Annotated in this window: 24 protein-coding genes and 1 pseudogene; 8 read left to right on the top strand and 17 right to left on the bottom strand. The window is 73.2% G+C overall.

Features of this window, described 5'->3' with window-relative positions; translation table 11 throughout:
* Positions 1 to 87 precede the first annotated feature (87 nt).
* From ACULK4_RS07145 to ACULK4_RS07130, 4 genes are read right to left on the bottom strand one after another with little or no spacing between them, the layout of a single operon-like run.
* Entirely contained in the window at positions 88 to 948 is an 861-nt protein-coding gene (locus ACULK4_RS07145; protein WP_445965435.1) for an aldehyde dehydrogenase family protein, read from the bottom strand.
* A complete protein-coding gene (locus tag ACULK4_RS07140; RefSeq protein WP_445965434.1) occupies positions 945 to 2507 on the bottom strand; it encodes an aldehyde dehydrogenase family protein in 1563 nt (520 codons plus the stop codon). The genes ACULK4_RS07145 and ACULK4_RS07140 overlap by 4 nt, the downstream gene beginning before the upstream one ends.
* Before the next feature lie 16 nt (positions 2508 to 2523).
* A complete protein-coding gene (deoC, locus tag ACULK4_RS07135; RefSeq protein ID WP_445965433.1) occupies positions 2524 to 3531 on the bottom strand; it encodes a deoxyribose-phosphate aldolase in 1008 nt (335 codons plus the stop codon).
* 40 nt (positions 3532 to 3571) lie between these two features.
* Positions 3572 to 4516, bottom strand: a complete 945-nt coding sequence (locus ACULK4_RS07130; protein WP_445965432.1) for a sugar-binding transcriptional regulator — start codon at positions 4514 to 4516, stop codon at positions 3572 to 3574.
* 116 nt (positions 4517 to 4632) lie between these two features.
* On the opposite strand from ACULK4_RS07130, the pseudogene ACULK4_RS07125 reads away from it, so the two are divergent.
* Positions 4633 to 5550 (top strand): annotated as a pseudogene (locus ACULK4_RS07125) (ROK family protein); the annotation flags it as partial.
* Between the two features lie 90 nt (positions 5551 to 5640).
* Positions 5641 to 6054: a GNAT family N-acetyltransferase gene (locus ACULK4_RS07120; RefSeq protein WP_445965581.1), complete on the top strand. Its 414-nt coding sequence runs from the start codon at positions 5641 to 5643 to the stop codon at positions 6052 to 6054.
* Positions 6055 to 6099: 45 nt separating this feature from the next.
* Here the strand turns inward: ACULK4_RS07120 and ACULK4_RS07115 are convergent, their stop codons facing one another.
* Positions 6100 to 6687 (bottom strand): TetR/AcrR family transcriptional regulator, encoded by a 588-nt coding sequence (locus ACULK4_RS07115; RefSeq protein WP_445965431.1) that lies wholly within the window; start codon positions 6685 to 6687, stop codon positions 6100 to 6102.
* Between the two features lie 79 nt (positions 6688 to 6766).
* Here ACULK4_RS07115 and ACULK4_RS07110 point away from each other — a divergent pair, with 79 nt between their 5' ends.
* On the top strand, positions 6767 to 8224 hold the full coding sequence (locus tag ACULK4_RS07110) for a DHA2 family efflux MFS transporter permease subunit (RefSeq protein WP_445965430.1): 1458 nt from the start codon (positions 6767 to 6769) through the stop codon (positions 8222 to 8224).
* A gap of 59 nt (positions 8225 to 8283) precedes the next feature.
* Here ACULK4_RS07110 and ACULK4_RS07105 read toward each other — a convergent pair whose 3' ends face one another.
* Positions 8284 to 9495, bottom strand: coding sequence for an MFS transporter (locus ACULK4_RS07105; protein ID WP_445965429.1), 1212 nt, complete (start codon positions 9493 to 9495; stop codon positions 8284 to 8286).
* A gap of 22 nt (positions 9496 to 9517) precedes the next feature.
* Between ACULK4_RS07105 and ACULK4_RS07100 the strand changes: the two genes are divergently transcribed.
* Positions 9518 to 10201: a hypothetical protein gene (locus ACULK4_RS07100; RefSeq protein ID WP_445965428.1), complete on the top strand. Its 684-nt coding sequence runs from the start codon at positions 9518 to 9520 to the stop codon at positions 10199 to 10201.
* 28 nt (positions 10202 to 10229) lie between these two features.
* Here the strand turns inward: ACULK4_RS07100 and ACULK4_RS07095 are convergent, their stop codons facing one another.
* From ACULK4_RS07095 to truB, 4 genes are all read right to left on the bottom strand, one after another.
* Entirely contained in the window at positions 10230 to 11159 is a 930-nt protein-coding gene (locus tag ACULK4_RS07095; protein WP_445965427.1) for a bifunctional riboflavin kinase/FAD synthetase, read from the bottom strand.
* Positions 11156 to 11620 (bottom strand): hypothetical protein, encoded by a 465-nt coding sequence (locus ACULK4_RS07090; RefSeq protein ID WP_445965580.1) that lies wholly within the window; start codon positions 11618 to 11620, stop codon positions 11156 to 11158. The genes ACULK4_RS07095 and ACULK4_RS07090 overlap by 4 nt, the downstream gene beginning before the upstream one ends.
* Positions 11621 to 11688: 68 nt before the next feature.
* Positions 11689 to 12057 carry a hypothetical protein gene (locus ACULK4_RS07085; protein ID WP_445965426.1) on the bottom strand — a complete coding sequence of 123 codons (369 nt, stop codon included), beginning with the start codon at positions 12055 to 12057 and terminating at the stop codon, positions 11689 to 11691.
* Positions 12054 to 12914 carry a tRNA pseudouridine(55) synthase TruB gene (truB, locus tag ACULK4_RS07080; RefSeq protein ID WP_445965579.1) on the bottom strand — a complete coding sequence of 287 codons (861 nt, stop codon included), beginning with the start codon at positions 12912 to 12914 and terminating at the stop codon, positions 12054 to 12056. The genes ACULK4_RS07085 and truB overlap by 4 nt, the downstream gene beginning before the upstream one ends.
* Positions 12915 to 13011: 97 nt before the next feature.
* On the opposite strand from truB, the gene ACULK4_RS07075 reads away from it, so the two are divergent.
* On the top strand, positions 13012 to 14022 hold the full coding sequence (locus ACULK4_RS07075) for a ketopantoate reductase family protein (protein ID WP_445965425.1): 1011 nt from the start codon (positions 13012 to 13014) through the stop codon (positions 14020 to 14022).
* Here the strand turns inward: ACULK4_RS07075 and ACULK4_RS07070 are convergent.
* Entirely contained in the window at positions 14019 to 14618 is a 600-nt protein-coding gene (locus ACULK4_RS07070) for a nucleoside/nucleotide kinase family protein (RefSeq protein WP_445965424.1), read from the bottom strand. The two genes, ACULK4_RS07075 and ACULK4_RS07070, sit on opposite strands and share 4 nt — an antisense overlap.
* A gap of 76 nt (positions 14619 to 14694) precedes the next feature.
* On the opposite strand from ACULK4_RS07070, the gene ACULK4_RS07065 reads away from it, so the two are divergent.
* The gene (locus ACULK4_RS07065) at positions 14695 to 15615 is read left to right on the top strand and encodes an iron-sulfur binding domain-containing protein (RefSeq protein WP_445965423.1); all 921 of its coding nucleotides are present in this window, start codon (positions 14695 to 14697) and stop codon (positions 15613 to 15615) included.
* 31 nt (positions 15616 to 15646) lie between these two features.
* On the opposite strand, the gene ACULK4_RS07060 is transcribed toward ACULK4_RS07065, so the two are convergent.
* From ACULK4_RS07060 to nusA, 6 genes are all read right to left on the bottom strand, one after another.
* Positions 15647 to 17050, bottom strand: a complete 1404-nt coding sequence (locus ACULK4_RS07060; RefSeq protein ID WP_445965422.1) for an adenylate/guanylate cyclase domain-containing protein — start codon at positions 17048 to 17050, stop codon at positions 15647 to 15649.
* Positions 17047 to 18786, bottom strand: a complete 1740-nt coding sequence (locus ACULK4_RS07055) for an NAD(P)/FAD-dependent oxidoreductase (RefSeq protein WP_445965421.1) — start codon at positions 18784 to 18786, stop codon at positions 17047 to 17049. Before ACULK4_RS07055 ends, ACULK4_RS07060 begins: the two co-directional genes overlap by 4 nt.
* A 224-nt stretch (positions 18787 to 19010) precedes the next feature.
* Positions 19011 to 19490 carry a 30S ribosome-binding factor RbfA gene (gene rbfA, locus ACULK4_RS07050; protein ID WP_445965420.1) on the bottom strand — a complete coding sequence of 160 codons (480 nt, stop codon included), beginning with the start codon at positions 19488 to 19490 and terminating at the stop codon, positions 19011 to 19013.
* Between the two features lie 81 nt (positions 19491 to 19571).
* The gene (gene infB / locus ACULK4_RS07045; RefSeq protein WP_445965419.1) at positions 19572 to 22388 is read right to left on the bottom strand and encodes a translation initiation factor IF-2; all 2817 of its coding nucleotides are present in this window, start codon (positions 22386 to 22388) and stop codon (positions 19572 to 19574) included.
* 85 nt (positions 22389 to 22473) lie between these two features.
* Complete coding sequence (locus ACULK4_RS07040; protein ID WP_445965418.1) at positions 22474 to 22719, bottom strand: YlxR family protein; 246 nt, start codon at positions 22717 to 22719, stop codon at positions 22474 to 22476.
* Positions 22720 to 22773: 54 nt separating this feature from the next.
* Positions 22774 to 23772 carry a transcription termination factor NusA gene (gene nusA / locus ACULK4_RS07035; protein ID WP_445965417.1) on the bottom strand — a complete coding sequence of 333 codons (999 nt, stop codon included), beginning with the start codon at positions 23770 to 23772 and terminating at the stop codon, positions 22774 to 22776.
* Between the two features lie 156 nt (positions 23773 to 23928).
* Here nusA and ACULK4_RS07030 point away from each other — a divergent pair, with 156 nt between their 5' ends.
* Together ACULK4_RS07030 and ACULK4_RS07025 are read left to right on the top strand one after the other, a co-directional pair.
* Positions 23929 to 24546, top strand: coding sequence for a TetR/AcrR family transcriptional regulator (locus ACULK4_RS07030; protein WP_445965416.1), 618 nt, complete (start codon positions 23929 to 23931; stop codon positions 24544 to 24546).
* A gap of 11 nt (positions 24547 to 24557) precedes the next feature.
* On the top strand, positions 24558 to 25697 hold the full coding sequence (locus ACULK4_RS07025) for a glycosyltransferase (protein ID WP_445965415.1): 1140 nt from the start codon (positions 24558 to 24560) through the stop codon (positions 25695 to 25697).
* The last annotated feature ends 16 nt before the right edge of the window (positions 25698 to 25713 follow it).

Below are 25713 nucleotides of genomic sequence, written 5' to 3'. Positions count from 1 at the left end.
CCGACCCTAGCCCGCGAGGTGCGGGCCGGGCCGGGCCACGGCTGTGAATCCTCCGAGCGCGACCGCGCTCGCCCGGGACGGCTCAGGTCAGCGGAGGCTCTTGGTGTGCCAGACCGTCTTCGTCTCGGTGAACGCGGAGATGCGGTCGAGCGTCGGCGCCGCGGCATCCGGGCCCTGCTCGGGGCGCAGCACGCGCTTCAGCGTGTCCGCCGCGGCGATCTCGAGGTCGATCCAGTCGAGGTCGGCCGCTCCGACGAGGTCGATCGCGTTGACGTCGGCGTGGCTTGCGAGCCACGGCGCGATCTCGGCGGGCGATCCCGTCAGGATGTTCACGACGCCCTTCGGCACGTCGCTCGTGGCGAGCACCTCGGCGAGCGAGATGGCCGAGAGTGGGTACCGCTCGCTCGCGACGACGACCACCGCGTTGCCCGCGACGAGGGCCGGCGCGACGGCCGAGACCAGACCGACCAACGAGGAGTCCTGCGGCGCGACGACGGCGACGACGCCCGTGGGCTCGGGCACCGAGATGTTGAAGTAGGGGCCGGCGACGGGGTTGGCGTTGCCGGCGACCTGGGCGAACTTGTCGGCCCAGCCGGCGTACCAGACCCAGCGATCGATGGCCTCGTCGACCTGCGCGGCGGCCAGGGCGCGGGTGGCGCCCTCGGCGTCCTCGATCTCGGCGATGAACTGCGCCCGCCGCCCCTCGAGGAGTTCGGCGATGCGGTAGAGCACCTGGCCGCGGTTGTACGCGGTGGCGCCCGCCCAGCCTGCGACGGCGCCGCGCGCGGCGACGACGGCGTCGCGCGCGTCCTTCCGCGAGGCCTTCGCGGCGTTGGCGAGGAACGCGCCGTCGGCCTTCAGGACCTCGTAGGTGCGGCCGGACTCGCTGCGCGGGAACGCGCCGCCGATGAACAGCTTGTAGGTCTTCGGCACGGCGAGGCGGCTCACTTGGCGGCTCCCTTCTTCGCGGGCTTGGACGTTCGACGGGTGCGGCGTGCGGGCTTCTCGTCGGGGGATGCCGCAGCGGCCTCCACGCCGCGCGGCGTGCCGCCCCGACCGGTCGACGTGACCGACGCGGGTGCGAGGTACGCGCCGAGGCCGTGGCGGCCGCCTTCGCGGCCGTAGCCGGACTCCTTGTAGCCGCCGAAGGGGCTCGCCGGGTCGAACCGGTTGAACGTGTTCGCCCAGATCACGCCCGCGCGGAGCTGGTCGGCGACCGCGAGGATGCGGCTGCCCTTGTCGGTCCAGATGCCCGCGGACAGGCCGTAGGGGGTGTTGTTCGCCTTGGCGATCGCCTCCTGCGGCGTGCGGAACGTGAGCACCGAGAGCACCGGCCCGAAGATCTCCTCACGTGCGATCCGGTTGGAGGTCTGCACGTTGGTGAAGATGGTCGGCGCGTACCAGAACCCGTTCTCGGGGATCTCGCACGGCGCGCTCCACCGCTCGGCGCCCTCGTCGACGCCCGCCTCCGACAACTCGTTGATGCGCTCGAGCTGCTCGGCGGAGTTGATCGCGCCGATGTCGGTGTTCTTGTCGAGCGGGTCGCCGAGACGCAGCGTCGACAGGCGGTTCTTCAGCCGCTCGACGACCTCGTCGTGGATCGACTCCTGCACGAGCAGCCGGCTGCCCGCGCAGCAGACGTGGCCCTGGTTGAAGAAGATCCCGTTGACGATGCCCTCGATCGCCTGGTCGATGGGCGCGTCGTCGAACACGATGTTCGCGGCCTTGCCGCCGAGCTCGAGCGTGACCTTCTTGTTCGTGCCGGCGACCTGCTTGGCGATCGCGCGACCGACCGCGGTCGAGCCCGTGAAGGCGACCTTGTCGACCCCGTCGTGCCCGACGAGCGCCGCCCCGGTGTCGCCGGCGCCCGTGATGATGTTCACCACGCCGGGCGGCAGGTCGGCCTGCTGCACGATCTCGGCGAAGAGCAGCGCCGTGAGGGGGGTGGTCTCGGCGGGCTTCAGCACGACCGTGTTGCCCGCGGCGAGCGCCGGCGCGATCTTCCACGCGAGCATGAGCAGCGGGAAGTTCCACGGGATGACCTGCGCGGCCACGCCGAGGGCGCGGGGGTTCGCGCCGAGGCCCGCGTGGTCGAGCTTGTCGGCCCAGCCGGCGTAGTAGAAGAACCACGCGGCCACGAGCGGCACGTCGACGTCGCGCGACTCCTTGATGGGCTTGCCGTTGTCGAGCGACTCGGCCACGGCGAGCTCGCGTGCCCGTTCCTGGATGAGGCGCGCGATGCGGAAGAGGTACTTGCCGCGGTCGCGGCCCGACATGCGCGACCAGGTGCGGTCGTAGGCGCGACGCGCGGCGGCGACCGCGTCGTCGACGTCGGCGCCGTTCGCGTTCGCGATGGTCGCGATGCGCTCCTCGGTCGCGGGCGACGAGGTCTGGAACGGGGTGCCGCGGCCGTCGACGAACTCGCCGTCGATGAAGAGGCCGTAGCTGTCGCGGAGCGAGAGGATCGCCCGCGACTCGGGTGCGGGTGCGTATTCGAGGAAGCTCATGATCGGTGCTCTCGTCTCAGTCGATCGTCACGTAGTCGGGACCGGAGTAGTGGCCGGTCGTCATCTTCTGTCGCTGCAGGAGCACGTCGTTCAGCAGGCTCGAGGCGCCGAAGCGGAACAGGTGCGGCTGCAGCCACTCCTCGCCGACGGTCTCGGCGACGGTGACGAGGTACTTGATCGCGTCCTTCGAGGCACGGATGCCGCCCGCGGGCTTCACGCCGATGCGCTGGCCGGTCATCAGGTGCCAGTCGCGCACGACCTCGAGCATGAGCAGCGTGACGGGCAGCGTCGCGGCGGGCTGCACCTTGCCGGTGGACGTCTTGATGAAGTCGCCGCCGGCGAGGATGGACAGCCAGGAGGCGCGGCGGACGTTGTCGTAGGTCACGAGCTCGCCGGTCTCGAGGATGACCTTGAGTGAGGCGCTCGTGCCGTCGGGGCGGCGACAGGCCTCCTTCACCGCGGCGATCTGGTCGAACACGAGCCCGTACCGGCCGGCGAGGAAGGCGCCGCGGTCGATGACCATGTCGATCTCGTCGGCACCGTTCGCGACGGCCTCGGCGGTGTCGGCGAGCTTGATCTCGAGCGACGACCGGCCCGAGGGGAACGCGGTCGCGACCGCCGCGACGGCGATGCGGCCGTCGTCGGGGTCGCCGTGCAGCGCGCCGAGCGCCTCGACCGCGTGCGGGACCATGTCGCCGTACACGCAGACGGCCGCGACGCGCGGGGTCGCGGCATCCGTCGGATCGGGGACCATGGCCTTGGCCGCGAGCGAGCGCACCTTGCCGGGCGTGTCGGCGCCCTCGAGGGTCGTGAGGTCGATGAGCGAGATGATCGTGTCGAGCGCCCGCTTCTTGGAGGTCGTCTTGATGGATCGCGTGCCGAGCCCGGCGGCGCGCTGCTCGAGGCCGACCGCGTCGACGCCGGCGATGCCGTGGAGGTACCGGCGGAGGGTGGCGTCGTCGGGCTCGCCGCCGAGCACGGCGAGCGCGCGCTCCCGGGCGGTGACCAGTGAGGTGCCTGACATGTGTTCCTGGCTTTCGGTCGTGACGGATGCCGCGGGCGGCTCAGCCGTCGAGGAGGTGGAGGGCGGTGGCCTCGTCGGTGACGAGGACCGAGCAGAGGCCCGAACGGACGACCGCATCGGCGATGGGGTGCTTCGCGCGGCCGGCGATGACGGCGATGCGGAGCCTTCCCTCGCGGAGCTCGTCGAGGGTGAGGCCGACGGTGCGGGCGTCGAGCCCGGAGTCGACGATGTTGCCGTCGGCGTCGATGTAGCGGCCGACGACGTCGCCAACGGCGCCCTTCTGCACGAGCAGGTCGACGTCGGACTCGGTGAGGTAGCCGCTCTCGATGTGCACCGACGAGTGGTCGGCCGGACCGGCGCTGAAGAGGTAGGCGTCGGCGGAACGGGCGAGTTCGATGACCCCCGCGACCACTCGGTCGGACTCGATCGCCTGCTTCGTGGCGAGGTGCTCGAGGATCGCCGGGCTGGGCAGGAGGGTGGCGTTGCCGCCCCCCTTCTGCGCGATGGCGACCGCGGTGGCCGCGGCGGTGCCGGCGCGCCGGTTGAGGCTCACGCCGCCGTTGATCTGCACGACGTTCACGCCGGTGGCCCAGCCGTTCCGCAGGTGCTGCGAGATCTCGAAGAGCGTGCGGCCCCAGCTGACGCCGAGCGTGCGGGGCACCGGGCGGAGGGCGGTGAGGTAGTCTGCGGCGGCCTGTGCGGTCCGGGCCTGCAGCTCGTCGGGCGAGCCGACGCCCGCCGACGAGACGACGATCGCGTCGTCGAGCCCGCGCTCCTCGCGGAGCCGCCGCTCGATGGGGAGTCGCCGGGCCCGCGGGTGCAGGATCTCGATGCGGATGAACCCGCGCTGCTTGGCCTGGGCGAGCAGCCGCCCGACCTTCCAGCGCGTGAGGCGAAGGGCCTGGCCGATCTCGTCCTGCGTCTTGTTCTCTTCGTAGTAGAGCTCCGCCGCCCGGATCGAGAGGAGTTCGTCGGTCTCGTCCATTCGTCTCCTTCCGCCGCCTCCCAGCGTAGGCTCGCCTCGCGCGCACGGCAACATGCGCGGGTCGATCTGCTCACATGAGCAGAGGGCGACGGATGCCGCGCCCGTATGCTGACCGCATGACGGCACGCCTCGCACTCGCGGTCGACTTCGGCGGAACGAAGGTCGAGGCCGCCCTCGTCGACGACGTCGGCAGCGTCGTCGCCGGCACGCGTGCACGGCGCCCGACCGGACCCGCCGCCTCCGCGGACGAACTCGACCGCGCCGTCGAGGACGTCGTCCGCCACGCCCTCGTCGCCGTTCCGGGTGGAGCCGGACTCGCCGGCGCGGGCATCGGCAGCGCCGGCCCCGTCGACCTCGAGGCCGGCACCGTGTCGCCGCTGAACGTGCCCGCCTGGCGGCGGCATCCGCTCGTCGACCGGGTCGCCGGCCTCGTGCCGGACGCGCCGCCGCCGGCGCTCGCGGGCGACGGGCTCTGCATCGCCCTCGCCGAGCACTGGGTCGGAGCGGGCCGGGGCGCGCGGAACCTGATGGGCATGGTCGTCTCCACGGGTGTCGGCGGAGGGCTGGTCCTCGACGGCCTCCCGGTCGCGGGCCCGACCGGCAACGCCGGCCACATCGGCCACCTCGAGGTCGGCGGGTTCGACGACGCGTGCGCGTGCGGCGGCAGCGGATGCCTCGAGGCGGTCGCCTCGGGCCCGAGCACGGTGCGCTGGGCGCGCGCGAACGGCTTCGCGGGCGCGACCGGCGAGGACCTGGCGCGCGCGCACGCCGCGGGCGACGCCGTCGCGATCGCCGCGGTCGCCCGCTCCGGAACCGCGATCGGCCGGGCGATCGCCTCGGCCGCGAGCCTCGTGGACCTCGACGTCGTCGCGGTGGGCGGCGGATTCTCCCGCGTCTCCCCCGCCCTGCTGGACGCGGCCCGCGCCGCACTCGACCGGCGGACCGCGTTCGACTTCGTCCGGCGCACGCGGATCGTGCCGTCGCAGCTCTCCGGCGACGGGCCGCTCATCGGCGCGGCGGCGCTCGTGCACCGGCCCGCGCAGCACGCCGGAACACGCCTCCGCGATGCCGGCCCGGCAGACCGGGGCCTCCTCGCACGCGCCACCCTCGACAACGTCAATCGCATGGGCGAGCGGTTCACGATGGCCGACGTGGTCTCCGAGCGCCGCTTCGCGCACTACTTCGATCGGTTCCCGGGCCATGGCGACTACGGGATCGTCGCGGTCCGCGACGGCAAGGAGGCGGGGGTCGCCTGGGTCGTGCACTTCACTGCCGACGATCCGGCGTACGGCTACGTGGCCGATGAGATCCCCGAGCTGTCGGTGTGGGTCTCCGCCGACGAGCGCGGCCGCGGCATCGGCGGTCGCCTCATCGACGCGGCGCTCGATCGTGCTGCGGCCGCGGGCGTACCGGGCGTGAGCCTCAGCGTCGAGGTCGGCAATCCGGCGCGGAACCTCTACGTGCGGAAGGGCTTCATCGAGGTCCGCCGCGGTGACAGCGACATCGTCATGCTGTGGCGACCGACCGCGAACCGCTGAGATCGCCCGGACCCGGCCAGGACCCGGAACCGGATCGGACCCGGGTCACGCCGAGGCGCGCGCCAGCGCCTCGCCGACCTGCTCGCCGAACGTGCACTCCATGAGCCCGGCGGCGTCGCGGTCGGCCGGCGCGGCGAGCGCGATGCCGGAGGCGAGCAGCGTGTTGATGAGCATGCCGTCGGCCAGGAACCGGTGGATCTGGTCGGCGGTGAAGCGCGCCTCGTCGCGCAGCATCCGGAAGATCTCGAGGAAGCCCTCGCGGGCCACCGGCCCGATCGCGGGGTCGCCGCCGAGCATGAACCCGTGCAGCATCGTGAGCAGCACACCCCGATCCTCCATCAGCAGCACGTAGGCCTCGCCCAGGCGCTGCTCGGCGGACCGACCGTCGTCGCGGGCGAGTGCGCCGCGGAAGGCGGCGAGGACCCGCCCCATCGTGTGGCGCAGCGTCTCGATGAACAACTGCTCCTTGGTGCCGAAGATCCGGACGACGTAGGGCTGGCTGATCCCGGCCGCGCGCGCGACGCGATCGGTCGTGGCGCCGGCATAGCCCAGCTCGCCGAACACGGCGATGGCGGCGTCGAGGATCTGCTCTCGCCGCTCTCCGGCGGGGATGCGTTCGGATCGGGTGGCCATGGTTGACATGTTATCAGTCGATTACTACATTACGTTTGTAATCATTCGATTACTTCATCCATCCGTCCAGGAGCTTCACATGTCATCCGTCCGCAGGGCCCCCGTCTGGCTCGTCCTCGTCGCCACGTCGCTTCCGATGTTCATGGCGACCCTCGACAACCTCGTCATCACCAACGCCCTCCCCGTCATGGCCGTCGAGCTCGGCGCCACGATCGAGGAGCTGCAGTGGTTCCTCAACGCGTTCACCCTCGCGTTCGCGACCTTCATCCTCCCGGCCGCGGCCCTCGGCGACCGCGTCGGGCGCCGTACCGTGTTCGTCGCGGGCGTCGCGGTGTTCAGCACGGCGAGTGTCCTCACGGCCCTCAGCACCGAGCCGTGGATGGTCATCGGCGCGCGGGCGCTCCAGGGACTCGGAGCCGCGGCGATCATGCCGCTGTCGTTGACGCTCCTCGCCGGCGCGGTGCCCACGCGGCTGCGCCCCGCCGCGATCGGCATCTGGGGCGGCGTCTCCGGGCTCGGCGTCGCACTCGGACCGCTCATCGGCGGGCTCATCATCGAGGGCTGGAACTGGCAGTCGATCTTCTGGGTCAACGTGCCGATCGGCGTCGCCGCGATCCCGCTCGCCCTCGCGGTGCTGCCGGACTCGCGCGGCGAGCGCCGCCCGCTCGACCTGCCGGGGGTCTCGCTCGCGGGGCTCGGCGTGCTCGGCGTGATCTACGGCATCGTGCGCGGCAACGAGGCGGGATGGACCAGCACCGAAGTGCTCGCGTCGCTGGGCGCCGGCGCCGTCCTCCTGCTCGCCTTCGTCGCGTGGGAGACGCGCACCGCGTCGCCGGTGCTCCCGCTCTCGCTGTTCCGCGACCGGAGCTTCAGCGTGGCGAACGCGGTCGGCCTCACCTTCAGCTTCGGCATGTTCGGCTCGATCTTCCTGCTCGTGCAGTTCCTGCAGGTGGTGCAGGGGCGCTCGCCCCTCGAGGCCGGGCTCATGACGACCCCGTGGACCATCGCGCCCATGGTCGTGGCGCCGATCGCCGGGTTCATCGCGCCGCGCATCGGAACGCGCGCCCTCATGGTCGCCGGCCTCGGCGCGCAGTCCGTCGCCCTCTTCTGGATGGCGGGAGTCCTCACCACGGACGTGGCGTTCGCGACGCTCGTCCCGCCGTTCGTGCTCGCGGGCGTCGGGATGGGACTCGTGTTCGCCCCGATGGCGACCGCCGTGCTCGCGCGCATGCCCGAACGACACCACGCGAAGGCGACCGGCACGAACTCCACGCTGCGCGAAGTGGGCGGGGCCCTCGGCATCGCGGTCCTGACGGCCGTCTTCACGGGCGCCGGCGGCGAGCTGACGCCGACGTCGTACGTGGATGCCGCGGTCCCAGCGGTCGCCACGGGCGCCGCCGTGCTCGCCGCCGCGTTCGCGCTGGCGTTCCTGCTGCCGGCCGGTCGCGCGGAGCGCGACGACCCGATCGCGGCACCCGACCAGCAGGAGGCGGCGCCGGCGAGCCTCGTCCCGGTGGGGGTCGGCGCGACCGCCTGAAACGCTCCGGTGGGACGGGCGATGCCCGTCCCACCGCTGCGACGGCTCCGGCTCCGGAGTCAGCCGCCCTCGTCCTCGAAGAACCTCGGGCGCGAGACGACGGCGCCGCCGACCACGGCGGGCACCGCCGAGGCGAGCAACAGCACGAGCGGGAGCGTCCACTCCCCCGTCGCGTCGTGCAGGAGGCCGACCGCGAGCGGTCCCACGGCGACCGCGACGTAGCCGGCGGACTGGACGAACCCGCTCAACGCGACCGCCCCGGCGTGCGTCCGCGTGCGGAGGTTGATCAGCACGAGGGCGAGCGGGAAGAACAGCGGTCCGATCCCGATGAGGGCGACCCAGAGCCACGTCGCCGTCGACGGGACCAGGATGAGCCCGAGGTAGCCGAGGACGATGCCGGCCGCGCCGATCGCGACGAGCACCCGCACCGCTCCGCGCCGCTCGGCGAGGACGGGCACGGCCAGCGCCGCGGGCAGGCCCATCGCCGCGAACAGGGACAGCAGCGCACCCGCCTCGAGCGGCGACGACCCCGCGGTCTCCTGCAGGATCAGCGGCAACCACGCGAACAGCGCGTAGGCGTTGAACCCCGACACGGCGAACACGATCGCGAGCGCCCACGCCAGCGGCGACCGGAACGCGCGACGGAGCAGGCCCGGCTCGGCCTCCTCGGGAAGCTCTGCCGGAACCTCACGCCGCGGATGCACGAGCAGGGCGATCCACGGCACGAGCGACGCCAGTGCGAGCACCGCCCACAGGCCCAGCGAGACGCGCCACCCCGCGGCATCCGCCACCGGCACGGCGACCAGCGGAGGCAGGAACGTGCTCACCGACATCGCGGTGACGTAGACGGTCGTGAGCAGGCCGATGCGATCCGGGAAGTACCGCTTCACGAGCGGTGGCAGGAGCACGTTGCCGACGCCGATCGCGGCGAACGTCAGCGAGCTCGCAACGAGGAGCCACTCCGCCGACGGCGCGAGCCCGCGCCAGGCGAGGCCGATCGCGAGCGCCCCGAGCGAGACCAGCAGCGTGGCCTCGAGGCCGAACCGCCGCGCGAGCACGGGCGTGACGATGCCGAACACCGCGTAGCACAGGGGCGGCAGCATGCCGAGCAAGCCCACGGCGACCGCCGAGAGCGGGATGTCGCGCTCCAGCGAGACGAGGATCGGTGAGAGCGACGCGACCGCCGTCCGGAGGTTGAACGCGACGGCGACGATGCCGACGAGCGCGAGCGTGCGCCCCGCCCACAGCGGGCGGAGGGCGGCATTCGTCACCAGCCGAGTCTAGGCTGGGCGGGTGGCCGACCTCTCGCGCTACCTTCCGCTCAGCCGACGTTCCGACGTCGACGAGTCCGGCGTGACCGCCGACCGTCGTGCCGAGACCGCCGAGGTGCTCACGGCGCTCGCCGCCGTCGTCCGATCGTGCGACGGCGACGCCTGGGCATCACCCACTGCGCGTCCGGGCTGGCGGGTGGGCGACGTGGCGTCCGAGCTCGTCGAGGACTTCGGTCGCACGCGCACCCGTCGCGCACTGGACGCCGCGGGGCGGCTGGCGCGCGGGGGCGAGGCCCGGCGGCTCGCCGAGCTCACCCGGCTCGCCGGGCCCGCGGAGGCGTCGGGCGCCATCGCGGCGCGGGCGGGCGTCGTCCGCGACCGACCCAAGCCGACCGACGTCGTCGAGCTCGACGACGCCGTGGTCGCCGCGCTGCTCATCGGCGACGCGGTCGGCGTGGTCGTGCCGCTCTCGCCGCGCGCGTCCGGCGCGGTCGCCCTCCGCCGCGCGGCCGCCGCGCCCACCGAGATCCGCGCGGTGATCTCCGGGCATCGCCTGCGGGCGACGGATGCCGGCTGGGAGTTCGGCCACGGCTCCCCGCTGGTCGACACCGCGGCGGGCCTGCTGCGGTTCCTGACCGGCATCGGCGACGACGCCCCCCGCGCACCACGCGACGACGAGGTGCCGCCCGCGCCGCAGGGGGCCTGAGCGCCGAGCTGCGCGGCTCCGGCCGGCGTCAGGCCACGAGCTCCCGCACGCGCTCCACGTCGCGCCCCATCTGCTCGATGAGCGCCTCGATGCCCTCGAACTTCTCCATGCCCCGCACCCGGTGCGCGAACTCGATGCCGACGACGTGGTCGTACAGGTCGAGATCGCGGTCGAGCACGTACGCTTCGACCTGCTTCATCCGCACGCCCTCGAAGGTGGGGTTGTTGCCGACCGAGATGGCGGCCGGGTACCGGACGCCGCCGTCGACGAGCCAGCCTGCGTACACGCCGTCGCCCGGGATGAAGCCCTCGGCATCCGGCTCGAGGTTCGCAGTCGGGTAGCCGAGCTCGCGCCCGCGCTTGAAGCCGTGCACCACCATCCCGCTCACCGTCGGGACATGGCCGAGCAGCTTCGCCGCGTGCTCGACCTCGCCGGCATCGAGCAGCTCGCGGATCCACGTCGACGAGACGCGCCGCCCGCCCTCCGGCACGACGTCGTCGACGACGACGACCTCGAAGCCGAGCTCCTCGCCCTGGCGCCGCAGCATGTCGACGTCGCCCTCGTTTCCTGCGCCGTACCTGAAGTCGTGGCCGACGAGCAGCACGCGCGCCCGGAGCGCCTCGACCAGGAAGCGGCGTACGAACTCGTCGGCGGAGTTCGACGCGAGGGCGGCGTCGTAGTGCAGCAGCACCGTCGCGTCGAGGCCGGTGGTGGCGAGCAGCTCGAGCTTCTGCCGGGTGCTGATGAGCTGCGGCGGGCATCGGTCGGGGGCGTGGAAGGCGGCCGGGTGACGATCGAACGTGATCGCGACGGCCGCGAGCCGACGGGATTCGGCGATCTCGCGCAGCTTCGCGATGACCGCGCGGTGCCCCTCGTGCACGCCGTCGAACTTGCCGATCGTCACCGCCGAGGGCCCGAAGCCGCGCGGCACCGCATCGAGTCCGTCGAAGGTCCTCACGAGCGGCCCTCCGCCGAGGCGTCGCGGTCGGCGGATGCCGCGCGGGCGACGGACGCCGCCCGGCCGGCCGGCGCCGCGGCATCCGCGTCGGGCCGGTGCGTGGCGAGCCACCACATGCCGAGCAACGGCAGCACGAACGGGATGAACAGGTAGCCGCGGCCGAACCACGACCACACGGTGTCGTCGGGGAACAGGTCGGGCCGCACCACGCTGAGCGCCCCGACCACGACGACCCCGGCGAACTCGAAGACGATGGTCGCCCACGCGACGCGGTACCAGGTGCGCCCGGGGCGCAGGAGCGCGACCGTGGCGACGATGTAGACGGCGGCGGCGAGCGCGGAGAGCGTGTAGGCCAGCGGCGCCTCGTCGTACCGCTGCACGATCTGCACGAAGCTGCGGCCGGTCGCCGCGAGCGCGAGCACCGCGTACACGGCGACGAGGACGCGGCCGACGCCGCTCATGCGGCTCGGCCCCGCGGGGGGTTCGGTGCGTGCGTCGCTCATGTCCGTCGATTCTCCCAGAACGCGCATCACGCCTCCTGCACGGTCCAGATCTGCAGCATGCGGTACACCATGACCGCGACGGCGAGTGCTGCCACGCCGCACACGACCGTCGCCCAGCGGCTCCGGTCGAGGAGCGCCCAGAACGCGGCCGCGGGCGGCAGCAGCAGCGCGCTGACCAGGTACACCCAGAACTCGAGCGGGTCGCCGGTGGGTGCGTTGCCGACGGCCGGGGCGACGATCGCGACGACGACCTGGGCGACGAGGAGCAGCTCGACCAGGGCGAGCACGCCGAGCACGAGGTCGTTCGGCACGCGCTTCGCCAGCCCGAGCACGACGCAGAGCACGCCGCCGACGACGGCGACCGCGACCTGCACGTAGGCGAACCACTCGATCATGCGCCCTCCTCGGCGGGGAACCCGGTGACGACCTTCAGCTGCGGGCCGCGGCGCTCGACGATCGCCACGAGCACGTCCTGCGGCCCGATCGCGGCCATGGGACCGGCGACGGCGTCCGCGTCGGCAGGTGCCGCGATGCGCTTGCCGTGTCGGAGGTCGCGCGCGGCGTCGGCGCCGATCTCGACGACGGGCAGCGTCCGCCGCGCGGCATCCGACGGGGAGAGTCGGCGCGCGGCGACATCGAAGCCCTCGAGCTCGCCGGCCTCGGCGACGTCGAACCGGCCGATGCGCGTCCGGCGCAGCGCCGTGAGGTGGCCGCCGACGTCGAGCGCGGCGCCGAGGTCGCGCGCGAGCGCCCGCACGTAGGTGCCCGACGAGCACGCGACGCGCACGTCGAGGTCGAGGCATCCGTCGCCCGGGCGCACGTCGAGCAACTCGAACGCGGCGACGGTGACCGTGCGCGCCTTCAGCTCCACCTGCTCGCCCTCGCGCACCCGCTGGTACGCCCGCTTGCCGTCGACCTTGACGGCGCTCACGGCGCTCGGCACCTGCTCGATGACGCCCGTGAGCGCGGCCATGCGGTCGATGACCAGATCCCGCTCGATCGCGGCGACGACGTCGGCGGATGCCGCGGGCAGGGCCTCGCCCTCGGCGTCGTCGGTCGTGGTGCCCCAGCCGAGTCGAACGGTCGCGAGGTACTCCTTGTCGAGCCCGACGAGGTGGTGCAGCAGGCGCGTCGCGGAGTCGACCCCGATGACGAGCAACCCGGTGGCCATCGGGTCGAGCGTGCCGGCATGCCCGACCTTGCGCGTGCCGGCGAGGCGGCGGATGCGGGCGACGACGTCGTGGCTGGTCATCCCCTGCGGCTTGTCGACGAGGAGGATGCCGCTGTTCACGCGGTACAGGCTAACAGCGCGAGCGGATGCCGACCGCCGGTCGTCCTACGCTGGAGCGGTGAGGATCGGCATCATCGGCGCGGGCGCGCTCGGCGGGACGTTCGCGGCGCTGCTCGCGCGCGCGGGCCACGACGTGGAGGTCACCGCGCGCGGCGCGGGACTCGAGGCGATCCGCTCCGGCGGCATCCGCCTGTCGGGCGGGTACGGCGATGCGCACGTGCATCCCGCGGCCGGCGAGCGGCTGACGACGCGACCCGACCTGGTGCTGGTGTGCACGAAGGCGCAGGATGCCGAGTCGGCGCTCGCCGCGAACGCCGACGTGGTCGACGGCGCCACCGTGGTCGTCGTGCAGAACGGACTCGACGGCGTCGCCACCGCCGAGCGGATGCTGCCCCGCTCGTCGTGCATGGGCCTGCTGTCGATCATCGCCGCCAACTACACCGAGCCCGGGTCGGTGCGGGTGACCACGACCGCGGCGAGCTACCTGGGCCGCCCGTCACCGGTCGCCGGCGCCGGCGAACCCGACGACGAGGTGCGCCGGGTCGCCGCCCTGCTCTCCGAGGCGGCGCCGATCGTGGCGATCGCGAACTTCCGCGGCGCGCAGTGGACCAAGCTCGTCGTCAACATGCTCAACGCGGTCCCCGCGATCGTCGGCCGGAGCGTCCAGGACGTCGTCGACGATCGCGGACTGCGGCGCGTGGTCGCGGCGTCGATGCGCGAGACCGTGCGCGTGGGCGCGGCCCGCGGCATCCGCTTCGGCTCGCTGCAGGGGCTCGGCGACCGACGCCTGCGACTCTTCGCGAGGCTGCCGCTGTGGGCCGGGCAGCTGCTGCCGTGGTCGATGCGCGTGCGGATGGGCGACGTGCCGAACCTCGGCTCGACGCAGCAGAGCCTCCGCCGCGGGCAGCCGACCGAGATCGACTTCCTGAACGGCGCGGTGGTGCGCGAAGCGGATGCCGCGGGGCTCGACGCACCCGTCAACCGCGCGCTCGTCGCGCTCGTGCACGAGGTCGAGCGCGCGGGCGCGCCGCTGCCGCCGGAGCGCGTGACGGCCGTGCTCCGAAGCTAGCCTCGGGGGCCGCCACTCCGCGGGTGGGCCGGGTCGGCGACGTCGATCACGACCTGCGCGTGCTCGCGCGGGTCGGACTCCGCGTAGGCGATCACGTCGGCCGGGTCGACCGGGTCGCCGTCGACCGCGATCCGCACATCCCACAGGTCGCGCAGCCGTCGGCGCAGCAGGAACCGCCCATCGAGCACGAGGAACGCGTCGGCGGGGCCCGTGCGCCATTTCGGCTCCACCCAGGCGTCCCGCACGAGGTCGAACGCGCTCGTGACGAACGCGGCCGAGCCCGCCATGCGGAACGGGTCGACGAGCGTGCGCCTCAGCACCGACTCGTCGATGCCGTAGCCGAAGTAGCGATCGGGCGTGTCGGGCCCGTACTCCGCCTGGGCTTCGCGCGAGCGGTGGAAGTCCTCGACGCTCGCGCGGAAGACCGCCTGGCCGCGCTCCCGCAGCACGTCGGCGAGGTCGTCGCCGAGCTGGGTCTTGCCGCTCCGCACCGGGCCGTCGATCGCGACGATCACGCGCCCGCGGCCCGTCTGTGCGAGGAACCCGTCGACGACCTGTCGAAGGAACGCGACGCGCGGCGTGGTGACCAGTTCCATGCGTCGAGCGTACGGCGCGGCGGGGTCCGCGTCGATGCGGCGTCGTCGCACGGCTGGGCCCGAATAGGCTGGGCGGATGCCGCAGCCCGCCCGCGCCGGCGACCCCCGGGACGCCGACCGCCCCGACCGGATCGCGCGCGCGATCGTCGCATGGTTCGCCGAGGCGGCCCGACCGCTGCCGTGGCGCGCCGCCGACGTGTCGCCGTGGGCGGTGCTCGTGAGCGAGTTCATGCTGCAGCAGACGCAGGTGAGTCGCGTCCAGCCGCGGTGGGAGGAGTGGATCGCACGCTGGCCGACGGCCGCCGCACTCGCCGCCGAGCCGCCTGCCGAGGCCGTGCGCGCATGGGACCGGCTCGGCTACCCGCGGCGCGCGCTGTGGCTGCACCGCGCCTCGACCGAGATCGTCGAGCGGCACGGCGGCGAGGTGCCGCGCGACCTCGACGAGCTCCTCGCCCTGCAGGGCGTCGGGCACTACACGGCGCGCGCGATCGCGGCGTTCGCGTTCGGCGACCGGCATCCCGTCGTCGACACCAACACCCGTCGCGTCATCGCGCGCGCGGTCGACGGCCACGCCGAGGCCGGTCCGCCCGCCACCGTGCGAGACCTCGCCGCGATGGAACGCCTGCTCCCCGCCGACCGGGAGTCCGCCCACCGGTTCAACGCCGGAGCCATGGAACTCGGCGCGACGGTCTGCACGGCCCGCGCACCGCGCTGCGAGACGTGCCCGATCGCCGACCTGTGCGCCTGGCGCGCCGCCGGGTACCCGGAGTACGACGGACCTCGCCGTCCACGGCAGGCGCGATTCGCCGGCAGCGACCGCGAGGCGCGCGGAATCGTCATGCGCGAGCTGCGCGCCGCGCACCGGCCGGTCCGCACGGACGAACTCGCACGGCTGCTGCCCGACGATCCCGCTCGCTTCCGACGCGCGCTCGACGCACTGGTCGCGGACGGACTCGCGGTCGCCTCACCCGACGGGTACGCGCTCCCGCACGCCTGAGCCGGCGCCCGGTACGCCGCGCGTCATCCGCTCAGCCGGCGAGGCCGACGAGCAGGTGCGCCTCGACGGGCGCCTCGCGTCCGTCGACGCGCAGCGCCCCCAGCGGCTCGGTCACCGCCGCGTCGCCGAGGCGCTCCCGCGTCGACGCGGCGATCGCGACGCCGCCGACCGGGGCGCGGTGCTCGATGCGCGACGCGACGTTCACGGTGTCGCCGATGACCGTGTAGGTGCGCCCGCCGCCCGTGCCGAGGATGCCCACGTTCGCGGTCCCGGAATTCACGCCGACGCGGAACCTCGGCCAGTCCGGGTGCTCGGCGGCGACCACTGCGGTCGCCTGCTGCAGCGCGAGGGCGGCGCCGGCGGCGCGGTGCGCGTGCGAGGCGCTCGACGCGGCATCCGTCTCGAACACCGCCATCACGGCATCGCCGATGAGCCGGTCGACCCGGCCGCCGAACCGCTCGACGAGCGGCGGGATCGCATCGGTGAAGTACGTGTTGAGCATCGCCGTCACCTCGGCCGGATCGTGCGACTCCGAGAAGCGGGTGAACCCGGCGAGGTCGGCGAACAGCACCGAGACGTCTCGCTCGCCCGCGGCCGTGTCGTGCGTGTACAGCCCCGCCCAGCGCTCCTCGCGCCACGAGCGCTGCGCGGCCACCGCGATGATGACGAACGCGGCGAGCATCAGTACGTGCCACTCCCACCACGACAGGTGCCAGTTGCGGCCGAGCACCACCGCGATCTCCGCCTCGGCGAGCAGCGTGAACGCCGCCGCGAACGCGAGCGGCAGCGGCGAGGCGGCATGGCGCGGCATGCGCAGGTAGCGGATGACGGCGAACCCGTACCCGATGAGCCCGACGCACGCGAGCAGTGCGAACGGCACGGCCATGCGCTCGGGCGGCGCCGGCGCGTCGAGCGGCCCGAGCCGCAGCAGCGACACCGCGGCCCACGCGAGCATGAGCGCGACGAGCCCGCCCACGAGCCACGGTGCGAGCCGCAGCACGCGCGCGCCGCTGTCGCCGTCGAGGTCGAGGCTCGACCATGCCGCGAACACCGCCGCGACGGTGAGGCCGACGGGCGTCGCGAGCGCGAAGCCCGTGTTCGAGCCTCCGAGCAGCACGCCTGGCGTCGCGAGCGCGTGCAGTGCCAGGAAGCCGGCGGCCGCGAGGAACGACAGCGACACGAGGACGAGCCGCGCGTCCCGGCGCAGCCGCGCCGCCGCTCCCACGGTCCAGGCGAGCGCCGCGTTGATGGCCCCGGCCGCGAGCACGATCCAGAAGTGCGCCGGCTGGTGCTCCCACTCGAGGTCGAGCGCCGGTCTGGCCACGAGCAGCCACAGCCCCAGCAACGGCACGGCGAGGATCGCGGCGACGAGCGCGACGCGAGCCGGCGACGGCGACGGCGCCACCGGCCCGGTCCCCGGCTCGATGCGCGTCATCGCGACGCGCTCCCCTCCCCGCCCGTGCCGGTCGTCGTCGCGGCCCCGGCCGCCTCGACCTCCGCGAGGTGCGCGTGCACCGACGACACCACGACCGATCCCTCGCCCACCGCCGACGCGACCCGCTTGACCGACCCGCGGCGCGCGTCCCCGACGGCGAACACGCCGGGCAGGCTCGTCTCGTGCGAGGCCGGTTCGCGTTCGAGCGGCCAGACGCCCCCTCCGCCCTGCGCGATGACGTCGGGACCCGTGAGCACGTATCCCCAGCGGTCGCGCACCACGTCGGGTGGCAGCCAGCCGGTGCGCGGCGCGGCGCCGATGAGGACGAACAATCCGGCGCACGCCTCCTCGATCGTCTCGCCGGAGTCGCGATCGCGCACGATGATGTGCTCGAGCGTCCCGCCGCCGCCTCCGCCGACGACCTCGGCGCGGGAGCGGATCGTCACGCCCTGCGCGGCGAGCTGGTCGATGAGGTACTGCGACATGCTGTCGGCGAGCGACGTGCCGCGTACGAGCAGGGTGACGGATGCCGCGTAGCGGGCGAGGTGCAGCGCCGCCTGCCCCGCGGAGTTGCCGCCGCCCACGACGAACACCGGCTTGCCCGCCATGCCCGGGGCCTCGACCGCGGACGCGCCGTAGTACACCCCGTTGCCCTCGAAGCCCTCCAGGTCCGGGACGCCCAACCGCCGGTACGACACGCCGGTCGCGAGCACCACGCTCCGGCACCGCACCGCGAGGTCGGGCGCGATGTGGACCACGAAGCCGGCACCATCGCGCTCGAGCCCGACGACCTCGCGCGCGTGGGCGAAGCGGGCTCCGAACACCCACGCCTGCTGGTAGGCGCGCTGGGCGAGCTCCGACCCGGAGATGCCGCGGGAGAAGCCGAGGTAGTTGCGGATGAGCGAGCTGGACCCCGCCTGGCCGCCGATCGACTCGCGTTCGACGACCAGGACGTCGAGGCCCTCCGAGGCGGCGTAGACGGCCGCAGCGAGCCCCGCCGGGCCCGCGCCGACCACGACGACGTCGGCGGTGCCGTCCGCGTCCACGACGGTGTCGAGCCCGTACGCCGCAGCGAGTTCGGCGTTGGACGGGTCGATGACCGCGCGGCCGTCGAGCATGACCACGACCGGGACGTCCGGGATGTCGGTGATCCCGGAGCGGTCGAGCCGTTCCCGTGCCGTCGGGTCGGCGGGCTCGAGCCAGTCGTGCGGCACGCCGCCGCGCGCCAGCAGGCTCCGCACCTCGTGGGTGCGCGGCAGGCTCGCCCGCCCGATCACCGTGACCTCGCGGGGACGGGCGCCGATCGAGCGCTCCCATTCGAGCAGGAACTCGGTGATGGTGCGGTGGAAGTACTCGTCGGGCGAGTGCCACGGCCGGATCACGTAGTACTCGAGCTCACCGGCGGCCATGAGGGAGAGGATCTCCTCGCGCACCCCGGCGTCGCCCCACTGGCCCCATTCGATGAGCCGGCCGCGCCGGACGTCGGGGAACCACGACCTCGCCACGGCGAACACCGTCCGCCCGTCGACGTCACCGGCACGGTCGGCGAGGATGAGGGCGAGCTGCCCCGCCTCGTCGCTGAGCATCTCGATCCGGTGGGCCGCCTCGTGCTCGTCCACGACCTCGTCGATGCGGTAGTCCGCGCCGTAGCGGCGAGCGAGCTCGGCCACGATGGCCGAGCGCGCGTCGGGATCCCGGGCGACGACGAGGATCACCGGTGGTGCCGTGGCCGACATGCGCCGTCCCTCCGCTGAAATGGGCAGATCCGGGGGCAGTGTACCGCCGGGCGGTCGGGCCCGACAGGGCCGAACGGATGCCGGCGGCGAGCCGGAGCATCGCCTGCGCATCGGAGCATTCCGGCGGAACGCCATGCTCCGACCCAGCGCTCGCATGGCGGAGGCCGCCGACGCCCTGCTCGGGCGCACGGCGGCCTCGACCGGTGCGCCGGAGCCGACCGGGGTCAGCCCGCGGCGCTCGCGCCGCGCTCCTGCTGGACGTCGTCCGACTCGTCCTCGTCCTCGTCGCGCGGTGTCACGTACGGGTCGGCGTCGCCGGCGTACTGGGCCGACGCCGCGAGGGTCGAGGTCTCCGCGTCGCGCTGGCGCGCCTCGCGGAGGAGTTCCTCGATGTGCTCGGCGTTCTCGGGGATCGCGTCGGCGATGAACTCGAGCGTCGGGGTCAATCGCGCGGTGATGTTGCGGCCGACCTCGGTGCGGAGCATGCCCGTGGCCGCCTTGAGGGCGAGCGCGGAGTCGCGTCGCTCCTCCTCGGTGCCGTAGACGGTATAGAAGACGCTCGCGTGCTGCAGGTCGCCCGTCACGCGCACGTCGGTGATCGTGACGAAGCCGAGTCGCGGGTCGCGCAGGCCCTTGTCGAGGCGCTTGGCGACGATCTCCTTGATGCGGTCGGCCAGCTTCCTGGCCCGTTGCGGATCGGCCATGATTCCCTGCCTTTCGTGGTGTGGGAGGAGTACGGGGCCCCGCTCATCGCGGTGGACGAACGGGGCCCCGTGCGCAGGGTGCTACGCCCGCGGCTTCTCGCGCATCTCGATGGTCTCGATCTCGTCGCCGACCTGGATGTCGTTGAACTTGCCGAGGCCGATGCCCGCCTCGAAGTCCGTGCGGACCTCGGTGACGTCGTCCTTGAACCGGCGGAGCGACTCGATCGCGAGGTTGTCGCCGACCACGACGCCGTCGCGGATGACGCGCGCCTTGGCGTTTCGCGTGATCGTTCCCGACCGCACGATGACACCGGCGATGTTGCCGAACTTCGAGGAGCGGAACACCTCGCGGATCTCGGCCACACCCGACTGCACCTCTTCGAACTCGGGCTTCAGCATGCCCTTCAGCGAGTTCTCGATGTCGTCGATCGCGTTGTAGATGACCGAGTAGAAGCGCACGTCGACGCCCTCGCGGGCGGCGCGCTCACGCGCCTTCACGTCGGGCCGGACGTTGAACCCGATCACGATCGCGTTGTCGATCGTCGCCAGGTCGATGTCGCTCTCGGTGACGGCACCGACGCCCCGGTGGAGGATGCGCAGCTGCACCGAGTCGTCGACATCGATCTTCATGAGCGATTCCTCGAGCGCCTCGACGGCACCCGACACGTCGCCCTTGATGATGAGGTTGAGCGCCTCGACCTTGCCCTCCTCGAGGGCTCGCGTGAAGTCCTCGAGCGAGATCCGCTTGCGCGCCTTGGCCAGCTGCGCGTTGCGCTCCGCGGCCTCGCGCTTCTCGGCGATCTGACGCGCGGTGCGGTCCTCCTCGGTGACGAGGAAGGTGTCGCCGGCGCGCGGCACCGTCGAGAGGCCCTGCACCTGCACGGGACGCGACGGCGTCGCCTCGAGTACGGCATCGCCGTTCTCGTCGGCCATGGCACGCACGCGGCCGTAGGCCGTGCCCGCGACGATCGCGTCGCCGACCCGCAGCGTTCCCGACTGGATGAGCACGGTCGCCACGGCGCCGCGGCCCTTGTCGAGCTTCGCCTCGATGGCCACGCCTCGCGCGTCCTTGTCGGGGTTGGCACGCAGGTCGAGGCCGGCGTCGGCGGTGAGGAGGACTGCGTCGAGCAGTTCCTGGATGCCGATGTTGTTCAGTGCCGATACGTCGACGAACATGACGTCGCCGCCGTACTCCTCGGCCACGAGGCCGAACTCGGTGAGCTGCTGGCGCACCTTGGCCGGGTTGGCGTCGGGCTTGTCGATCTTGTTGACCGCGACCACGATCGGCACGTTCGCCGACTGGGCGTGGTTCAGCGCCTCGACCGTCTGCGGCATGATGCCGTCGTCGGCCGCGACCACGAGGATCGCGATGTCGGTCACCTGTGCACCACGGGCACGCATGGCGGTGAACGCCTCGTGGCCCGGCGTGTCGATGAAGGTGATCGCGCGATCGAGGCCCTCGTGCTCGGTGTGCACCTGGTACGCACCGATGTGCTGGGTGATGCCGCCGGCCTCGCCCGCGACGACGTTCGCGTTGCGGATGGCGTCGAGGAGTCGCGTCTTGCCGTGGTCGACGTGACCCATGACGGTCACGACCGGCGGGCGCGCCTGCAGTTCCTCGTCGCTCTCGTCCTCGAGCTCCTGGTCGAGGTCGATGGCGAAGCCCTCGAGGAGCTCACGGTCCTCGTCCTCCGGGGAGACGACCTGGATCTTGTAGCCGAGCTCGGCGCCGAGCACCTCGAAGGTGGCCTCGTCGAGCGACTCGGTCGCGGTGGCCATCTCACCGAGGTGGAAGAGCACCGTGACGAGCGAACCGGGGTTCGCGTCGATCTTGTCGGCGAAGTCGGAGATGGAGGAGCCTCGACGCAGGCGGATGACGGTGGTGCCGTCGCCGCGTGGGACGCTCACGCCGCCGAGCGACGGCGCCTCCCGCATCTCGAATTCCTGCCGCTTCGTCCGCTTCGACTTGCGGGCCTTGCTCTTGCCGCCGCCGCGGCCGAACGCGCCTGCCGTGCCGCCGCCGGGACCACGACCGCGACCGCCGCCGCCCGCGGGACGCGGGCCGCCGAAGCCGCCGCCGGGACGCGGCGCGCCGAAGCCGCCGCCACCGCCGGGACGCGCACCGCCGCCACCGCCGCCGGGGCGCTGGAAGCCGCCGCCCCCGGGACGGCCGCCGGGGCCGCCGGGACGGGGCGCGCCGGGACGCGGGGCGCCCGGGCGCGGCGGCTGGGGCCGCGGGATGTTGCCGGGCGTGGGCCGCTGGCCCATGCCCTGCGAGCTCGAGAACGGGTTGTTGCCCGGACGGGGCTGACCCTGTCGCTGGCCCATGCCCTGCGAGCTCGAGAACGGGTTGTTGCCGGGGCGGGGCGCGCCGGGGCGCGGCGCCGGACGCGGCGCGCTCTGGCCGGGCTTCGGACCCGCGGGACGTGCGACGTCGCCGGGCTTGGCGCCGCCGGACTTGGCCGCGGCGGGCTCGGTCGTCGAGGCGGGCTCCTCCGTCGCGGCGGTCTCCCCCGCAGACTTCTCGGAAGCCGCCTTCTCGGCAGCCGCCTTCTCGGCAGCCGCCTTCTCGGCGGCCGCCTGGCGCTCGGCGACCGACAGGGGCGCGTCGGCCTGCGGAGCCGCCTCGGGCTCGGGAGCCGCGGGGGGCTTCGGACCGGGCTTGGGACCCGGCTTCACCGACGACGCCTTGGCCGACGACGCCTTGGGTGCCTCGGCGGACTTGCTCGCCCCACCGGCCGCCTCGAGGGCGGCGCGGAGGCGACGGGCGACGGGGGGTTCGATCGAGGACGACGGGCCCTTGACGTATTCGCCCATCTCCTTCAGCTTCTCGAGCGCGACCTTGCTGTCGACGCCGAGCTCGCTGGCGATCTCGTGTACGCGTGGTTTGGCAGCCACTTCTCTCCTGTTCCGGGTCCGCCCCGAAACAGGGGGACCATCAATGACGGACGGGTCTCATTTCGAGCCGCTCATGAGTTGTCCATTAGCCGTTCAGCCTGTTCTCCAGATCGGATGTGTCCAATTCGCCGGTCACGCGGAGCGCGCGCCCGAAGGCGCGGCGCCGCTGGGCGGGTCGGAGGCACTCGAGCGTCGGATGGAGCCACGCACCCCGCCCGGGGAGCACCGCCGACGTATCGGCGACGACTCGGGATTGCTGGGCGACGACCCTCAGAAGTGAGGACCGCGGGGCGCGCGAACGGCATCCGATGCACGTTCTGACGGGTTCCATCCTACACCTCCGGCCTGTGCGTCTCCGGACAACGCCCGGCAACGCGGCCGAGCGTCACGCCTCATCGAGGATCGAGTCCGGCTGGATGTCGATCTTCGCGCCCGTGAGCTTCGCGGCGAGACGGGCGTTCTGACCCTCCTTGCCGATGGCGAGCGACAGCTGGTAGTCGGGCACCAGCGCGCGCACGGCCCGCGTGCCCTCGTCGATGACGTAGGCGCTCGTGACCTTCGCCGGCGACAGGGCGGAGGCGACGAACGTCGCCAACTCCTCGTTCCAGTCGACGATGTCGATCTTCTCGTTGCCGAGCTCGGCGGTCACGGCACGCACGCGCTGGCCGAGCTCGCCGATGCACGCGCCCTTGGCGTTGACGCCCGGCTGGGTGGCGCGTACGGCGATCTTCGTGCGGTGGCCGGCCTCGCGGGCGAGGGAGACGATCTCGACGACGCCGGAGGCGATCTCGGGCACCTCGAGCGCGAACAGCTTGCGCACGAGCGCCGGGTGGGTTCGCGAGACCGTGATCGACGGCCCCTTCGCACCCTTGGCGACGCTCGTGACGTACACGCGGATGCGCTGGCCGTGCGGGTACTCCTCGCCGGGCACCTGCTCCTCGGGCGGGAGGATCGCCTCGACCGTGCCGAGGTCGATGTGCACCATCCGAGGGTTCGGACCCTGTTGGATGACGCCCGCGACGATGTCGCCCTCGCGGCCGCGGAACTCGCCGAGGACGGCGTCGTCGGCCAGGTCGCGCAGTCGCTGGTTGATGACCTGCTTGGCCGCGAAGGCCGCGATGCGGCCGAAGTCGCTCGGGGAGTCCTCGGCCTCGCCGATGACGTTCCCCTCTTCGTCGTACTCGGGAACGTAGACCGAGACGTGGCCGGTCTTGCGGTCGAGGTGCGCGCGGGCGCCCTTCGGGTTCGCGTGCCCGTGCTGGGCGGGGTTGGTGTGCTTGAGGTAGGCCATCAGGATCGCCTGCTCGATGATCTGCACCAGTTCGTCGAACGGGATCTCCTTCTCGCGCTCCATCATGCGGAGCACGCTGAGGTCGATGTCCACTTCCGGCCTCCTCTATTCAGCTCTCAGGTCCGCTCCCCACCCGGGCGGAACACTCAAGGTTAGCGGATGCCGCGGAGCACCGTCATCCGGGGGCCGGAATTTTCGCGTGTATGGGTATTGACACGGAAACGAGATTCGGCGTTAATGGGCATTGTCATGAAAACCACGCGAACGTACACGATGCGGGCCCGCGCCGAGCAGGCCGAGCAGACCCGCCGGCGGATCATCCGATCGACGGTCGAGCTCGGCGGCGAACGCCCGATCGCGGCGTGCACCCTCCCGGCGATCGCGGAGCGAGCCGACGTCTCCGTCCAGACCGTGCTCCGCACCTTCGGCTCCCGCGACGCGCTCTTCCGCGAGGTCCTCGAGCACACGAGCGCCGAGGTCGTCGCCGAGCGCACCGCGGACCCCGACGATGTTCCCGCGTCGCTCTCCGCGCTCGTCGACCACTACGAGCTCCGCGGCGACACCGTGCTCCTGCTGCTCGGGCAGGAATCCTGGGAGCCCCTCGCCGCGGAGATCACCACGCCCGGCAAGCGCCTGCACCGCGAGTGGGTCGGCGCCGTGTTCGCGCGCTCGCTCGATCCACTCCCCGCGCCCCGGCGCGAGACCGCGACCGACCTGCTCGTGGCCGCGACCGACGTCTCGGCGTGGAAGCTCTGGCGCCGCGACCTCGGCCGCACGCGCGACGAGACCCTGGACCGGATGCTCGAGCTCGTGGCATCCGTCACCGACCGAATCGACCCGGACGCCCGGCGCACGCCGCCCGCATGAAGGGAACCGCCATGTCCACCATCACCGTCGTCACCGTCGACGGGGGCGGCAACGTGCCCCCGACGCTCCGCATCGCCGGCGAGCTCGCCCGTCGCGGCCACCGCATCGAGGTACTCGGACACCGCCGGCAGGCCGAGGCCGTCGGGCGCGCGGGGCACGCATTCCGCGCCCTCGAATCGCTCGACTTCTGGAACTCCGGCGTGCGACGATCGGTGCCGGCCGCGATCGGCCAGGCCGCGAGGCTCGCCGCCGACCGGGACCTCGAGCACGAGGTACGCGAGGCGGTCGCCGGCTCCGACGCCGCCATCGTCGACTCGCTCATGGCGTCCTCGACCCGCGGGGCGCAGCAGGGCGGTGTCCCCGCCGCCGTGCTGTTCCACACGTACCTCGAGTACTGGGAGCACGTGTATCGGCGCGGTCCCGTCGGGGTCGCCGCGCGCCTGAGCGGGGCCGGCCCCCTGACCGAGTGGGCGCACGCCGCCGCCCGGATCGTGATCTGCGACGTCGCCCTCGACCCGGCGTCGTCCCGCCGCACGCCGCTGGCACGCGAGACCGACTGGGTCGGAGCGCTGGAGGCGGGCCGGGCCGCCGCACCGGACGCATCCGCTCCCCCGTTGGTCGTCGTGAGCCTGTCGACCACCTGGTTCCCCGGACAGACCGACGCGTACGAGCGCATCGCGGCCGCGCTCGGCTCGCTGCCCGTGCGCGGGATCATCACGCTCGGTGGCCTGCGGCCCGATCGCGAGCTGCGGCTGCCGCCGAACGTGAGGATGGTCGACCGCGCCGACCACGGCGAGCTGTTCCCGCGGGCGTCGCTCGTGATCGGGCACGGCGGGCACTCGACGACCTTCCGGGCGCTCGCGCACGGCGTTCCGGTCCTCGTCCTCCCGATGCACCCGATGCTCGACCAGCCGATGGTCGGGCGGTCGATCGAGCGCGCCGGCGCCGGGCAGGCGCTGCCGAAGTCGTCGTCGCCCGCGCGCCTCGCGGCGGCGGTGACCGACCTCCTGTCCGATGAGGGCGCGAGGTCGGCGGCCGCGCGACTCGGCGAGCGGCTGCAGGCGACGGATGCCGCCGGCGCGGCCGCCGATGTCGTCGAGCGCCTCGTCCGCGAGCGCTCGCACGGCGCCGCGGGCTCGCCGACCGCCTGACGCGGCGCCCGAGGCG

This window comes from Agromyces selenitireducens (assembly GCF_052748465.2).
Note: the sequence above shows the minus strand (reverse complement) of the source record. Positions and strands in the feature narration are given on the sequence as shown.